The 15,797-nt window shown below is 37.4% G+C and carries 11 protein-coding genes; 9 read left to right on the top strand and 2 right to left on the bottom strand.

Annotated features, from left to right (window positions below; translation table 11 throughout):
* Positions 1 to 4: 4 nt before the first annotated feature.
* The gene (locus NSB28_RS03915) at positions 5 to 661 is read right to left on the bottom strand and encodes an HAD hydrolase-like protein (RefSeq protein ID WP_109624100.1); all 657 of its coding nucleotides are present in this window, start codon (positions 659 to 661) and stop codon (positions 5 to 7) included.
* Positions 658 to 2,271: an aldolase catalytic domain-containing protein gene (locus NSB28_RS03910; RefSeq protein WP_109624101.1), complete on the bottom strand. Its 1,614-nt coding sequence runs from the start codon at positions 2,269 to 2,271 to the stop codon at positions 658 to 660. Before NSB28_RS03910 ends, NSB28_RS03915 begins: the two co-directional genes overlap by 4 nt.
* A 151-nt stretch (positions 2,272 to 2,422) precedes the next feature.
* Here NSB28_RS03910 and NSB28_RS03905 point away from each other — a divergent pair, with 151 nt between their 5' ends.
* The 9 genes from NSB28_RS03905 to NSB28_RS03865 all read left to right on the top strand — a co-directional run bounded on the left by NSB28_RS03905 (position 2,423) and on the right by NSB28_RS03865 (position 15,697).
* The gene (locus tag NSB28_RS03905) at positions 2,423 to 3,265 is read left to right on the top strand and encodes a metallophosphoesterase (protein ID WP_109624102.1); all 843 of its coding nucleotides are present in this window, start codon (positions 2,423 to 2,425) and stop codon (positions 3,263 to 3,265) included.
* 127 nt (positions 3,266 to 3,392) lie between these two features.
* Positions 3,393 to 4,337 (top strand): site-specific integrase, encoded by a 945-nt coding sequence (locus NSB28_RS03900; protein WP_109624103.1) that lies wholly within the window; start codon positions 3,393 to 3,395, stop codon positions 4,335 to 4,337.
* Positions 4,338 to 5,047: 710 nt separating this feature from the next.
* Positions 5,048 to 6,139 (top strand): acyltransferase family protein, encoded by a 1,092-nt coding sequence (locus NSB28_RS03895; protein ID WP_187374111.1) that lies wholly within the window; start codon positions 5,048 to 5,050, stop codon positions 6,137 to 6,139.
* A gap of 211 nt (positions 6,140 to 6,350) precedes the next feature.
* Complete coding sequence (locus NSB28_RS03890; RefSeq protein WP_109624105.1) at positions 6,351 to 8,627, top strand: YfhO family protein; 2,277 nt, start codon at positions 6,351 to 6,353, stop codon at positions 8,625 to 8,627.
* The gene (locus NSB28_RS03885; RefSeq protein ID WP_109624106.1) at positions 8,624 to 9,577 is read left to right on the top strand and encodes a glycosyltransferase family 2 protein; all 954 of its coding nucleotides are present in this window, start codon (positions 8,624 to 8,626) and stop codon (positions 9,575 to 9,577) included. The genes NSB28_RS03890 and NSB28_RS03885 overlap by 4 nt, the downstream gene beginning before the upstream one ends.
* 261 nt (positions 9,578 to 9,838) lie before the next feature.
* On the top strand, positions 9,839 to 10,207 hold the full coding sequence (locus NSB28_RS24800) for a DUF3783 domain-containing protein (protein WP_109624107.1): 369 nt from the start codon (positions 9,839 to 9,841) through the stop codon (positions 10,205 to 10,207).
* Between the two features lie 272 nt (positions 10,208 to 10,479).
* Positions 10,480 to 11,772: an IS110 family RNA-guided transposase gene (locus tag NSB28_RS03875; protein ID WP_109624108.1), complete on the top strand. Its 1,293-nt coding sequence runs from the start codon at positions 10,480 to 10,482 to the stop codon at positions 11,770 to 11,772.
* A 462-nt stretch (positions 11,773 to 12,234) separates the two neighbouring features.
* Entirely contained in the window at positions 12,235 to 14,829 is a 2,595-nt protein-coding gene (locus tag NSB28_RS03870; protein ID WP_109624109.1) for an LTA synthase family protein, read from the top strand.
* Between the two features lie 148 nt (positions 14,830 to 14,977).
* A complete protein-coding gene (locus tag NSB28_RS03865; RefSeq protein WP_109624110.1) occupies positions 14,978 to 15,697 on the top strand; it encodes a hypothetical protein in 720 nt (239 codons plus the stop codon).
* Positions 15,698 to 15,797: the final 100 nt, after the last annotated feature.

The following is a 15,797-nucleotide window of genomic DNA, read 5'->3' as shown; positions in this document are numbered from 1 at the left end:
CTCCTTATCTTACTAAGTAGTCTAAAACTGCCTCCGGGCTGTCAGCTGCCCCTATAGCTGGAAATCTACGTACTTCTTCTTGGTTCCTAAACCCAAAGCCATAAGTGACACCCAAAAAATCAATCCCCAGTCCGGCAGCCCCTATAGCATCATTGTCACTGTCACCTATCATAACTGCCCTTCCCAGATCCTTTATTCCGGCAGTATCTATACATTTGTTTATGATATCTTTTTTCCTCAGCCTGTTTTCATTGTCGGCGCCATAAAGCATACCTGTAAAACGGTCGAACCCAAAGTGGATGAGCAGGCTTCTGGCATAATCCTCACGCTTATAGGTTGCCACTGCCAGCGCAGCTCCTTCTTTAATCAAGACCTCACACAATTTATATATCCCTTCATAAGGGACTGCTTTTAACAGATTCTTGTTTTTGTACGAATCCCTGAAATAATCTGCCAGTTCCTGGAGTCTGCGACCCTCAATCCCATAATGCCTCCTAAAGGAATCCTGAATTGGAGGGCCGATAAATGAGAGAAGTTGTTCCTTCGTTAATGGATCCAGGTCATATGCTTCAATCGTATCATTGACGGACGCAAGCACCCCTTCAGTAGTATTCAAAAGTGTCCCGTCAACATCAAAAATCACAAGATCGTATGTCCTCATGCCTTCTCCTCCTGCTGTTCATAGCGGGAAGAGGTGAGGAAGCATACCTTCATACTGCAGCTGATCTGCTGGAGATACTCCCGTACATAGCTGTTCAACTCATCTGCTTTTCGCCGGGAAAACCAGTATTCCATGTCAGGGTTTGCATAATTTTCCCCAGACTGTGTGTATCCATCAAGGCCGGCACAATCTACTCTCTTAATCCCTTCCTGACGTAATGCCTTCAGGAGCATAACAAAGGAATTATCCATGATCTCTGCATCTGGGTCTACCAGGTGTGCATTATCCAGAACATAAGGGAACTCGTCATAACTCCTTGTCACATTTGAAGTAGCGATTATCTGTACCGCGCGATTCTTTTCCTGTTTCAGCGTATTGGCCAGATAAACATAGCGGCGCGGGTTACTCAAGAATACATAATCCACGCTACAGACATCCGGTATATAATTGATTGCAATGACAACTGGCTTCTCCCTTTCAATAAATGCCCTGACCATTTCGGATTCCCGCTCTATTGACGGGCCAGGCCCTACAATAAGAAGTTTTTTCCCTTTAAAGGCATCCTTGAGGCGCCCTCTGGCATCCACATCATTACAAAAAATACTTTGATATTCACGATATAACCCTTCTATATATATCTCATCGTACAGAAGCTTCTTTTCCGGCTTGATCTTTTCAAGAATCTCATTTACTGACTTTATAGAAAGCAGGTGCTTATCCATAAGATATTTCACATAGCTTGGATGGCAGTGGTTGGACGCTGCAACATAGAAAAAAAGATTATAGCCCCATGGCGTCTCCTGATATATGCGCATGATATTCCCGTCAATTGCCTCCAGCAGCTGGCACATGTCATATTTTTTTTGATATTGCTCATTAAGGTGCATCCCCAAAAGTTCTATCGGTGCATTCCCCGCACTTTTTCCCATGCCATAGAGAGTAGCGTCAACGACAATGAGGCGATGTACATTCCTTCGCAGGATTTCTTTACAGTTCGCATATGCAAGCTGGAAATTGTTATGGGAATGGTACCCAAGTCCAATTTCTGGAAGGAGATGCTCATCCATCAGGTCAAAATAATGCAAGAGATTTTCCTTTTCCAGCAGCCCATAAGTATCGACCATAGAAACCGCATAAGGACAGAGGCTATTCACCAATGCGACTAATTCCAGCAGTTCCTCATCCGTGTAGCTTGTAATAGACACGGCCTGTGTGAACACTTTATATCCCAGTTCCTTTACCTGGCGGCAGAAGGCAATCGCTTCATACATCAGGTGTTTTTTGAAAATAACCCTGATGCCATCCAGATAACTGTCTGAAGAGGGCTGTAAGTTTTCAATAGGACAGGTGCCATAATCAATCATCCCGACGATCATGGCGTCCCTCCTGTCCACTTTTCCATAAATCTTATCGACGCAGGCCGTATCTGGCATAATGCTTCTATCCTTGTCAAAGGGCCGTCTTTGATCCAGAAAGCCGACCTCAATGATATCAACCCCAGAACTCACAAGACGTTCAAATATGCTCACCAGATTGTTAGCACCGAACTTCCAGTCATTCACATAGCCTCCATCCCGCAGAGTACAATCCAATAGCTTTATTTCCTTCATCACTCGGCCTCCATCTTTTTCATTTCATTCCTCAAGTAACTAACTTAAGGGTTAAAAAAACTGTGTCACAGCAAAGATATAAGTTTATCTGGACAGAACATGAGAATGTAGTTAAAATAAATACTATCAATAATAAAAAGAAGGGTTGTATATGAAGATAGAAGGAGCAGTAGCGGTCTTAGCGTTGATAACAGGAGGGCTGTGGAAAGAAAATCATTATTTAGAAACAAATAAAGTAGTTTATAGAGACAGCAAAATCCCGCCGGATTTTAAAGGTTATAGGATTCTGCAAGTGTCAGATTTACATAGTCAGAGGTTTGGAAAAAGGCAGGTTAACTTAATTAAAAGGACAAAGGAGCTGGAGCCAGATGTTATATTTCTTACAGGAGACATGATAGATAGGAATCATACTAATATAGAAAGATCAATGGATTATCTGGAAGAAGCAGTTAAAATAGCACCAGTAATTTGTGTTTTGGGTAATCATGAGTTTGAGGCTAAAAAGGGAGACATATTTATACAAGAAATGCGGAGGATAGGCATAAGAGTTTTAAAAGATGAAAAGATATATTTAGAGAAGAAGGAAAGTAGAATACCAGTTATTGGAATTGATGATCCATATGTTTTACCTAAATGTAAAGGAGAGGATTATGATAGAATAAGCTCCTATGATTTTGTACAAAGGCTGAAAAAAGTTATGAAACACAAAGAGGAAGGTTTTACAATTTTATTATCCCATAGGCCTGAATTCTTTCATATTTATATAAGAACCGGTATGAGTCTCATATTTTCGGGACATGCACACGGAGGACAGTTCAGAATAAAAAAAGACATTGGTTTACTTGCACCGCATCAAGGTTTTTTTCCGAAATATGTTTCAGGAATTTATCAAGAGGGAGAGACAAGTATGGTAGTGAGCAGAGGCCTGGGAAATAGTTTATTTCCATTTAGAATAAGAAATCGACCGGAACTCGTTTTGGTAGAATTGTCATAACTATACAGCAGGATCGTGCAGAAAATTAAATTGAAGTAAAATACTAAGTAGGTTTATGACCAGGTATGCATTATGTTACCTGGTTTTTTAATGTTTGACAGCAGATAAAATAGGAGAGACTTATAAGATGAAGAGGGTAATATTTAGTGAATGGGCATTAGAATGGGTTGAGAGTAAAAGGATGTATATAAAAGAATCTACATACGCAAATTACAAGTTAGCCATTATGAATCATTTAATACCTGAATTTGGAAACTTATATATTGATGAAATAACAAGAAAAATAATTCAGGAAACTATATCTGACTGGTCTGTGAATGGGAGAGTAGACGGGGATGGAGGGTTGTCATGCAAAACGATAAAGGATCTGATTATAATACTCAAAATGTGCCTGCGGGATGCCGGCATTAATTCCAGCCAATCTTTTGATGGACATTGCTTCATGTACCCACACGAAGATAATAAGAGGGAAGTACAAGTGCTTTCCAATGAGGCTCAGGATAAAATGATACACCTGATTTTAAAAGAAATGAATTGTGAAAGATTGGGATACATTATGAGTATTTGTACTGGCATTAGACTGGGAGAACTTTGTGCATTACAATGGGGAGATATTGATATGGGGAAAAAATTAATTAAAGTACAAAAAACGTTGCAGCGATTGTATATTAAGACAAATGAACAATGCGGAACAACTAAGATAATCATAACATCTCCCAAATCTAGAAAATCAATCAGAACTATACCAATATCAGTGGATTTATATAATATAATGATAGGGTATCAGGGAGATGAAAAGGATTATGTCTTGACAGGAACCTCCAAGTATATTGAACCACGTTTGTATAGAAAACATTATGATAAATTTTTAAAGGATAATCATTTAGAATATATTCGTTTTCATGGGCTAAGGCATACTTTTGCGACAAGGTGTATAGAAGAGGGAGCTGACTATAAGATAGTCAGTGAACTATTAGGACATGCATCTATTAATTTGACGATGAATTTGTATGTTCATCCCCAACTAGAACAGAAGAGACAATGTGTTGATCTGATACGATTATTAGAGTGAGCCAAATACAATTAAATTTGTGAATAAGTGTTATTTTATTTCTGACAATGTCCAGGGATTAGAATTTCATATAAGTATATGGTTGTGGAAAAATCTGCGGAAAGTTAAGAAGAAATATATAGCTTAAGAAAGCACCTATCGTGTGTGGAAATTGCAGACGAAATATATGCCGGATCCCATCCAAAAGTTTGAAATTTATCCGACATATATTTGCGTTTAGTTTACATCGCCTGGCGAGTAGGAAGGAATATAATTATTTTCCAGTTACGCATGTAAAAATAGTGGTTTGAGGATAAAGTTTTCATAGTGTATTCTTCTTTCTGCTTTTATATAGTATATGAAGATATTATCATTCTTATGCTAGTTGTTCATCGATCCTTTTTTTGTCGGCCGATACTTCAGTAGAAATTTAGGTATCCGTATATATTAAGATTAGGGCCTTTTGTTATCTTAACCATTGTGTAGACTATTGGGCTGTCATTAGTTCTATCTATAGAAATGCTGAATGACCAGTATTTATATTCACAAGTTATCGTTCTGCGAGATGTTTTTCTGTCGTTTCTGTACAGAGCAGAACGTGTTGCTGTTAATTCCGTGTTTAGTAACCAGTAGTTTTTAGGTTTTGCGCTAAAAAAGCAAATGTGTTGATAAAAAATGAAAATCATGATAAGATTAGCAAGAATTAGAGTAGGAGAATAGGAGATAGAATATTGGAAAAGGATAATTTACCATATATAGATTGCTTAAAAGGAATTGCTATTGTTTTTGTGGTTTGGGGGCATTGTGGGAGTGCTAATCGTTTTTATAATACACTTTATTATTTGCATTTACCAATTTTTATCATGGTATCTGGTATTTTATTGGCGCATAATAAAAACTGGATGTTTGAAAAATTATCTGCAAAAATCACAAAATTAGTTAAAAGATTAATGTATCCTTTTTTTGTTTTTGGAGCCTTGTCAATTATACAGTCATATTTTTATAATATTACATTGAATACAAATATTTCTATATGGTATCGTGTAAAGGAGATATTTACCTTAGGCTACGATGCATGTTGGTTTTTGCCTGCACTATGTATAGGAGAGTCCATTGCAGTTTTAATAATATTTCGTGAAAATAGTAGGAAAAAGATTTTTGTTAGCAGTATTTGTATTCTTCTGGTTGCAGTAATCTTGAAAGGCCTGCTTTGGAGGTTTTACGGTGAATTCTATGTAGAATCTTTCCTGGAAGGCCCTATAATGTGGTTGCTGCTTATATTATCAAGAAGTTTGTTCTTTACTTTTTTCGTACTAGTAGGTTATCTTCTTTATAATATTATCTGCAGAGTGAAATCTTCTCGAAATAAAAAGGTATTTTTGGGTATGGGAGGTACTACAGTTATTATTGTTGTTCTGATTACTATGACAGGTCAGTTTGTTGATCTGAGATTGGTAAATTGGCCTTCTACTATTCAGTATTTACTATTAAGCCTAAGTGGTTCATTTGCTGTTATAATTTGTTTCGCAATAATTAATAAACCTTCTAAACTACTTAGTTTTCTAGGTAAAAATTCATTGATTATAATGGGTGTGCATTTTTCTTTGAAAAAGATATGGTTGTCTGACATTTTTTTACATTCGATTTTGCCTGAAAGCTTTATGAGTCATTATACGATTTATAGTGTTTTGCTTACTATTGTTGTTTTGCTTTTTTGCGTACCATATATTCTTATATTTAATAGGGCATTTCCATATTTAGTGGATTTTAATTTATTAACGCGAAGAATAAAACAGAGAAAATGGTTAAAGAAAGATATATAATATTTAAGAATAAATAATAGTTTATACCTATGAGGTATATTTCAATTCTTCCCAAAAGCAGACAGGAATTTAGAATGAATGAGTTCATTCAGAAAGTGTCAAGACTTGTTGGTGTTATGGAGAGATTATTTATATTAATGAAACAAAGTTTAACGAGTTAGGAAATTTAAAAGTTGACGAATGTATTTAACCAATAGGAGACAAGAAAAATATGAAAAAACGTTTGACAAATAATTACTATTTGTGTGCCTTTATGGCAAGTCTTTGCTGTGGAATACTTGCCTTTATATATTTTATACTTAAAGGGGAAGGACTTTTTACACTATCAAACGACTTCAATGCTCAAGAAATATCGTTTAATATGTTGGCAAATAATGCCATAAAATCTGGTGAAGTTTTATGGAACTGGAATATAGATATAGGTTCGAGTTTTGTAGAGACATTTAGTTTCTATAATCTGGGAAGCCCATTTTTTTGGATTTCGTTGGTGTTTCCAGCTAAAGCATTTCCATTCTTAATAGGGTGGATTTATATTTTGAAATATGCTATAGCTGGAGTGACATCTTATGCATATATACAGCGCTTCGTTAAAGATAAAAGATTTGCAGTTTTGGGATCTATGCTATATGCATTTTCTGGTTTTCAGTCTTGTAATCTTGTGTTTTATCACTTTCACGATGTAGTTGCATTATTTCCACTGCTACTGTTGGGAGTAGAAGTAATGGTAGAGGATGATAAAAAGGGTGTTTTTGCATTAGCAGTATTTATCAATGCTTTATTAAATTATTTTTTCTTTGTAGGAGAAGTTATATTTGTTATAATTTATTTTGTAATTAGATTTTTGCTAACTGATGTGAAACAAGTAAAGAAAATAGTCAATGCAATTATAGAAGGAATACTCGGGGTTGGAATGGCAGCAGTCTTATTTGTGCCTTCAATAATGAGCATTTTGAACAATCCAAGAACTTCTCAGCACTTATGGGGGGCAAACGCACTAGCTTTTGGTACACGAGATTATTTACAGATATTAAAAGCACTGTTTTTTCCAGCAGAAATAATGTCTTCCCAATCTACAGTATTTCAAGAAAATTGGTATTCCGTTGCTGCGTACTTACCTATGGTTGGCATTTTATTTGTGATTGCCTATATGGCAAAGCAAAAAAAAGACTGGCTCACCAGGATGCTTTATATTTGTCTGGTGATGGCATTGATACCGGTTTTGAATAACATTTTTGTAATGTTTACACCTGAAGTATATAGACGTTGGTATTATATGCCTATCTTGCTGATGGCATTATCTACTTCGAAGGTCCTTGAAAACAGAGAAAAATATTCGTTGAAAAAACCTTTTGTAGGGGTTATGCTTAGTATTGGTGTAATATACTGTTTTATTCGGTTTTTTCCTTGGTCAGAGACAGTGCCAAATTTGATTTATAGGAAAGAATTATTTAACCTTATTACTGTTATAGGGGGCTCTGGGTGTATAATCAGTATGTTGATTTATAAGTCAAAACCAAAAAGGTATTTCCATTTATTGACTTTTGGAATAAGTATTTTTTGCATAGGGACTACGGCTTTGAATATTCACTTATACCGATTCAATTCACAAAATAGTGCACAGACAGTCTATAATGATGTAGTGGTAACGGGACAGGATTTAGAACAAGATATTCTGCCCTACAGATATGGTTTTTGGAACACATATGTTAATCGAAGTATGGCGGCATATGTGCCAAGTCGGTCATCATTTTGCAGTACTGTTTCACCGGGCATATTTGAGTTTTATGACGCATTAGGAGTAGGCAGACATACAGAAAGTCCTCAGGGGCCTGAAGGTACTAACGAATTGTTATCAGCTAAGTATTTTATAACAGGGGATTTTTGGGAAGGGCGAACTCCTGAAGCTCAATATACTAACGGAAATCAGACAATCAATGTTTATGTTGATGATAATACACTTCCTATTGGGTTCACATATAATACGTATATGACTAAAAGTGAGTTTTTACAGCTGGATTCAAGTTTAAGAGCTTTGGCTATGTTAAAGACATTAGTAATTGATGATGCTGATGAAAATCAGGTTAAAGAGGTATTACGCCATTATGATGCTGGAATAGATGGTGCGATAGAAATAGGCAGTAAAGAAGTAGATATTAATAAACATAGTATAGAAGCTTCTGAAAAGTTCGATGTTACATCGGGTGGATTTAGTTCAGTAATTACAACAGATAAAGAAAAGTATGCGTTTTTTAGTGTACCGTATTCAGAAAACTGGCAAGCATCTGTAAATGCTAATAAAGTTTCCATAATAAATATAAATGGCTTAATTGCTGTCAGGGTTGAAGAAGGAACAAATGATATTCTGTTCGAATATATACCTAAGGAGTTGTACGTAGGTATAGCATTAAGTATTATTTCATTTGTTATCTGGGGGATTTGGATGTTTACAGTTCATCATAAAAAAGAAAGAGAGGTTATTCATAAATGAAGACAATATGGCTTGTGATACCATGCTATAATGAGGAAGAAGTTTTGCCGGAGACTGCAAAACGTTTGCTTGAAATTCATCAAAAATTAGTGAATACAAATAAAATAACACCGCAAAGCAAAATATGTATGGTTAATGATGGATCAAAGGATAAGACATGGAGTATCATTTCCAAGCTTCATAATGAGAATAATATTTTTTCGGGGATTAATTTAAGCAGAAACAGAGGCCATCAGAATGCACTTTTAGCAGGCCTAATGACCGCGAAAGAATATGCAGATGCTGTTATATCTCTGGATGCTGATCTTCAGGATGATATAAATGTTATAGAAAAATTTGTAGACTGCTTTAATAATGGTTACGATATTGTATACGGAGTACGTTCATCAAGAAAGACGGATACATTTTTTAAGAGATTTACGGCTGAGGGATTTTACAAAGTTATGAAAGTTTTAGGTGTAGATGTTGTATTTAATCATGCCGATTATCGCTTGATGAGTAAGCGGGCCTTAGAAGGCTTATCAGAATTTAAAGAAGTTAACCTGTTTTTAAGAGGAATTGTTCCACAAATTGGTTATCCGTCTACAATTGTTGAATATGAACGGCACGAAAGATTCGCAGGTGAGTCAAAATATCCTTTGAAAAAGATGTTGTCGTTTGCATTCGACGGTATTACGTCCTTTAGTGTTAAACCAATGAAGATAATTATTAATATAGGAATAGCTGTTTTTTTTGTTAGTATAATAATGTTATTATATGCATTGATTTCTAAGATTTTAGGCTTTGCTGTAAGCGGATGGACTTCGCTAATTGGCTCTATATGGATGATTGGTGGAATTCAATTGTTAAGTTTGGGCATTGTAGGAGAATATGTAGGAAAAATTTATAGTGAATCTAAGCAGAGGCCAAGATACATTATTCAGGAACTTTTGAATGAAGAAGATGTATAGTTAGGTTTCAGGATTCTGGGTAAATAAAAATTTTATATATGGCAAATTAAGAAAAGTCAGGTTGGTACTCAACAATATATTGGTAAAATATATTTAGAAGCGAAGTCAAGGCCAAGGTATATAATAGAGAACGGGACTGAGGAAATCGAAATTGGAAAAGGAAAAGATGAACGATAAATACTGCAGTGGATGAGCTTTAAATATCAGATATTAAAAAATTAATATTGTACAAAAAATAGAGTTCAAATCAGGGAGGCATACGTGGAAGAACTTATACTAATATACAACATAAAAGACAGTGATAGATTAGAGAAGGTCAGGAAGGCATTACAACCTTTGAAGATTAAAATAAAAAAAGTAGATAAAAAGGATTATAAGCTGCCCATACTTAGGTTATTGACTGGTAAGCTTGCTGTAGAAACAGAAAAATACGAAGGTGACGAGCTTTTGGATGAAATGCTGGTTATGTCAGTTCAGCCACAGCAAATAGATAAAATATTAACGTCATTTAAAACTGAAGGGATTTATTTTCCATATAAGGCTGTTGTTACAGCGAAAAATAGCTTATGGGATTCTTTGAAGCTTTTTAATGAACTGCAGAGAGAACACGAGGCAATGAAACGGATATAATCTTTCATTCTTTAATAGGATTGTATGTAATTAGTGGAAGTCTAAATAGGCCGTCTGCAGAAACTGCAGATGGCTCTTCTGTTTTTAGTTTTACGGTGAATAGTATATTTAAATAAGTAAATAGAAAATTGATATTATGAAAATACTGTCAGATAGGGAGCTTCCTGTATAATTCAAAATAGTGGATGTTGAAAATAAAAGATACCTCAGAGTAAAATAAGACTACTGACTGGCAGGTTAGTAAAATCTTATAAGACAGAGAGGTATCTAAAATGAATACTACCACACAAAACAAAAAAATTGAAGCAATTACTGAGGAAACTTTGATAATAGGGATCGATGTTGGAAGTGAAACGCACTATGCAAGAGCATTTGATCACAGAGGTTACGAGTTTTCAAAGAAACCATTTAAGTTTAGGAATGATGAACCTGGATTCATGACCTTTAAGGCATGGATTGAGGATATCAAAGAAAAACATGAGAAGGATAAGGTTATGCCAGGAATGGAACCAACAGGTCACTACTGGTTCAATCTTGGAAAGTTTTTACAGGATAATGAAATGAACCCAGTTCTTGTAAATCCGCATCATGTGAAAAAATCAAAAGAACTCGATGACAATGATCCGACTAAAAATGATCGTAAGGATCCCAAGGTTATAGCAGGATTAGTAAAAGATGGACGATATATGATCCCGTACCTGCCGGATGGTGTGTATGCAGATTTAAGAACTGCATCAAATATGCGCTTTCAGTTACAATCGGAACTTACAAGAATTCAAAACAGGATAAGTCGTTGGTTCAATATATATTTTCCTGAATACAAAACAGTGTATGGAAAATGTGATTCCATAAGTGGAATGATGATTCTAAAAGAGGCACCATTGCCAGAAGACATCGTGACGTTAGGTGTTGATGGCATAAATAAAATCTGGCGAGATGCAAAAATAAGAGCAGTCGGAATTAAGAGGGGAAAGACCCTGGTAAAAGCTGCAGAGCACAGTGTTGGAAGCCAGGAGGGTGCAATCAGTGCACGAATGGAGCTCAAGATGTTACTTGAGGATTATGAATCTCGGAATACACGTATGCAGGAAGTAATGGAACTGATCACAGAATTAGTGAAACAGATTCCGATGGCAGAAAAACTGCTGGAGATTAAAGGAGTAGGAATCAAGACGGTGTCAGGATTTCTTGCAGAGGTTGGAGATATCAGTCGTTTCAATACTCCAAAGGAACTGCAAAAACTTGCAGGATTGGCATTAGTGGAAAATAGTTCTGGAAAGCATAAGGGTGAGACAACAATAAGCAGACGGGGTCGAAAGAGACTAAGATATGTGTTGTTTGAGGTTGCGATGTCACTTGTGTCAAAAAATCCGGAGTTTAGAGAAATGCATCACTATTACACCACAAGGGCAGTAAATCCATTAAAGAAGATGCAGTCCTTGATGGCTGTAGGAGCAAAGATTATCCGAGTGTTCTATGCAATACTAACCAAAGGAGTAACATACGAACCGATGAAGCTGCTGAGTGATATCAAGTGTCCAGCAGGATATTTGCCAGCCGTATAAAAGCAATGTAACAAAGAAGGAGACTACAGAATGAGTAGTCACTGTTAATGCAGAATGTAACAGATAACGTCCATTAGAAATAGTGCTGATACAGGAGGCAGGTCAGTAATCAAAAACAAAGAATGAGCCGGTAGTCGGCAGGAATATTTTCCATGGGGCATGACCCCGTTAGGGAGCAAAGCTGACACCCTGGTTATGGATAGGCAGGACGAAGGAAGTGAGGACCTCTGGAGACAGAGATGATCCTGGTGGATATAGGAGGTTAGCTGCCATAGAGGGATGGGTATACACAAGGCCATGTAAAGCGAAAACAAAGACGTTTTATTTCGTATACTCTTCATCCGCTAATTCTGTACTAGATATATAGAAATATCCAAGACATTGGCTTATTCGCTGAGATAGACAGGGTGTAAAAACCTTGAATTTTCAATAAAAAACACTTGATTATATGAGGAGCTTTATATGAATAAACATAGTTTGAAAAAGAAAAAAAGCTTTTTTAGGTTAATTATATTGTCGATGTTATTGTCAGTACTGATATGCACCGTAGGTTTTAAGGAGCGTTTTTTCCCCTACAAAGACGCCGTCATAAAAATAGAAACCACCGCAGAAAGCAGCCCATCCTCCGCCGGAAAGGAAATCACCATAAAAGAAGCCATAAATAACGGCATCACCATGGATCTGACAGGAGCAAACATGTCCGGAGACTGGACTGCAGAAGAAGGAGTACTCACAAATGCAGGCACAAGAAAAGGAGCATTCCTGGAATTTAGGGCAGAGAAAGCCAAAAGTCTGCTTATCCATTTCCCTAAAGGAGATAACTGCGGCATTCTGCAGCTTTGTTTAAATGATAAGCCTCTCCAGAAGATAGATCTGTACGGGACTGAAGGGGTGGAATATGAATGGGAATATACAGGCAGCCGTTATTTTGCGCTTTTTGAGGAAATGTTTTTATTCCTGACGATTTTCTTTTTGTGTGCAGGTCTTTTGGGCGGGGCGGCCGGAATCTCCATGTACATAAAGAAAAAGGGATGGAAGGTATTTTTGACGGGAAAGGTGATTGGAGCAGCCATTTATCTCGCTGTAATGTGGGGACTTATGGGGTTATTGGCTGTAATGCAGGATAAGAATGCGGTATTTGAATGGCACGGCCTTGGAATTAAGAAATTTTTAGTCTTTTACGGAGTTGGAAGTATTGTAGTTTTTATATGGCTGTTATTATTCCGGGAATGGTTAAAAAACAGAAAGTGGTCGGCGGCAGTGCACAGGGCAGCCAGGATTGCGGCGCTGGTATTTATGCCGGTGATATCTTTTTATGTCCTGGAGAAAATGCAGGGCGGGAGTGCTTTTGATCTGCCGGCTAGGGCAATAGCAGGGAATCTGCTGCTGTATTACCTGGTTTATCTGGTTTTGTTTGGGCTGCTGAGAAGGTATAAGGTAAGCCTGTTGGCTGGCGGCAGCTTTTTTCTGATATGGGGAATTGTGAACTTTTTTGTCCAGTCATTCAGGGGAAATCCATTTCTGGCAAGGGATTTGTTGCTTTTAAAAACAGCTTTCAGCGTGGCGGATAATTATGTCTATGCAGTGAATCAGAAAATTCTGCTTGCAGCATCCATACTTTTGATGTGTGGGCTTTTGATCATGTTTTTAGAGGAAGTTAAATGGAAGCGGAAAAGGGTGGTCTGCCTGGCAGGAATTGGCGGAAGCGTTGCAGGAATCGCTGTATTCTTCATCTTATTTTTTAATACCAGCTTTGCAAAAATCGCAGGCGCTGGTTTGAACTGGTGGAGTTTTTCGGCTTTTTACCAGGAAGAAGGGGTGGTTTTCTCATTTGCAGCCTATGCCCAGGAATTGATCGTGAAGGAACCGGAGGGGTACTCTCGGGAGAATGTGGAGGAAGTATTGGAGAAATACCGCCAGGAGGCCGGGATGGACGGCGGTATGTCGGAGGATAAACGGCCCAACATTATTACGATAATGAATGAATCGTTTGCTGATTTCTCCATGTTTAGTGATAAGGAATATCTGAAGGAGTGTACTCCATTTTTACATAGCCTGAAAGAGAATACTGTTAAAGGCAGCCTGCTGGTATCTAATTTCGGAGGAGGCACGTGTAATACAGAATTTGAATATCTGACAGGAAACAGTATGGGATTCTATCCAAATACCATACCCTATCAGCAGTATGTCCTGGATGATATGCCGGGACTTGTTTCTGGACTGAATGCCCAGGGATACAGGACTATCGGCATGCACCCGTTCTGGCCGGATGGATACAACAGGAGCCAGGTATATGATTTCTTTGGATTTGATGAAAAATATTTCGTAGAAGATTATACACAGAGAAATGCATTGAGGGGCTTTGTTGACGATGAGTCTGATTACAATAAGATAAAGGAACTGTATGAAAGCAAAAATTCAGATGAGAGATTATTTGTATTTAATGTAACCATGCAGAATCATGGCGGTTATGAACGCGGAGGTATGGATTATACTGTAGAAGTGAATGATTATGACGGAAATGTTACTGCTGTACAGGAGTATCTGTCACTTGTAAAGAAGTCAGATGAGGCCATAGGTCAGCTGACAGAGTATTTTCAGAATCAAGAGGAGCCTACAGTAATAGTATTCTTTGGTGATCATCAGCCCAAGCTGCAGGATGACTTTTTCGTCTACCTTCTGGGCGCAGAATATGACAATACAACACTTGAAGAATACCAGCAGTACTATGAGGTGCCATTTTTTATCTGGGCTAATTACGACATAGAAGAAGCTGAAAATGTAGAACTCAGCACGAACTTCTTTTCTGCTTATGTGCTGGACTGCCTGGGACTGCAAAAGAGTGCGTTTCAAAACTTTCTGCTGGATGTCCGCCAGGAGGTGCCTCTGATGAATTCCAAAGGGTATCGGGGAGAAGATGGGGAATGGTATTATTATAATGAGGAAACGGAGTATTCGGAGATATTGAAGCTTTACAAAAATATAGAATACTATGATCTGTTCGATACAAAAAACAGGGATGATAAATACTTTACGGCTGATTCCGGTAATGATTAGGAAGCCGGAAATCTGTGTCCTGCTAAAAGTCTGAGAAAAGGATTGTGAATGACCCCAAATACGAGGTGAATGACTAATTCTATTATTCGACAAATATGTTATACTTTTTGTATGAGAAATACATATTATTCAGAAAGGTGGTAGGAATATGCCGGAATTACAATTTAAAAGTATTACATCGGATCCTGACTGGACCCAGATTACTGTTGACGGACCATTCAATTTAGGGGTAATGGAGGTACAATTCAAAACACTGAAGAACAATAAACCGAATGCATACAAGAATTATCTGGCCATTTGGGAAGGAAGCGGGAACCCGTGGACAGACAAGAAACTCAGGTGCGAAGCTATAAAGTGTGACCCGGATATGAATAAAGGAGATTGGGCCTTCACATATAAATTAAAATATCAGCAAGAATATGTACTTGGTTATTGTGTGTCCAATGACGGTATGGATGACAGTGCTAAATCAGGAGAGACAAGAGCAGCAGGTCTCTGTGCGCTGGCCCATATCCCTGAGGAAGGAAACGAAGTGACATATGAACATACTTCTATGGAGCTGATTCAGGTAAGAAGCAACAGTTTGTCCGTGAAATATAATATGCTGCCGGGATATGACCCGAAAAGCTGCATGAACTGGGTTGGATTATATGCAGGTGATGTTAATATTTACACGGGTGAACCGATAAATGCTGTTTCTGTTGACAGCAGCAGGTCTTCAGACAGTGTTGTATTTAATGGGGTGCCAATTGAGAGGGGTACCAGGTACCAGCTTGCTTATTATATGAATGGCTGGACGGAGGAACAGGATAAGAGCAAACTTGGAAAGACGGCAGTGGCCTGTAAATTGGTTTTTGAGACGGAGTAACCATCCAGGGATATTGATCAAGTAAAAGGCTGGAATATAAGACTGAATCATTGGAAAGGTATTTCTGAAGATTCAGTCTTTTTGTATTTTATTGTGAAAA

This window comes from Murimonas intestini, assembly GCF_024622195.1.
Taxonomy (GTDB): Bacteria; Bacillota; Clostridia; order Lachnospirales; family Lachnospiraceae; genus Murimonas; species Murimonas intestini.
The sequence above is the reverse complement of the archived record's forward strand: the minus strand, read 5'-3'. Positions and strand labels throughout refer to the sequence as shown.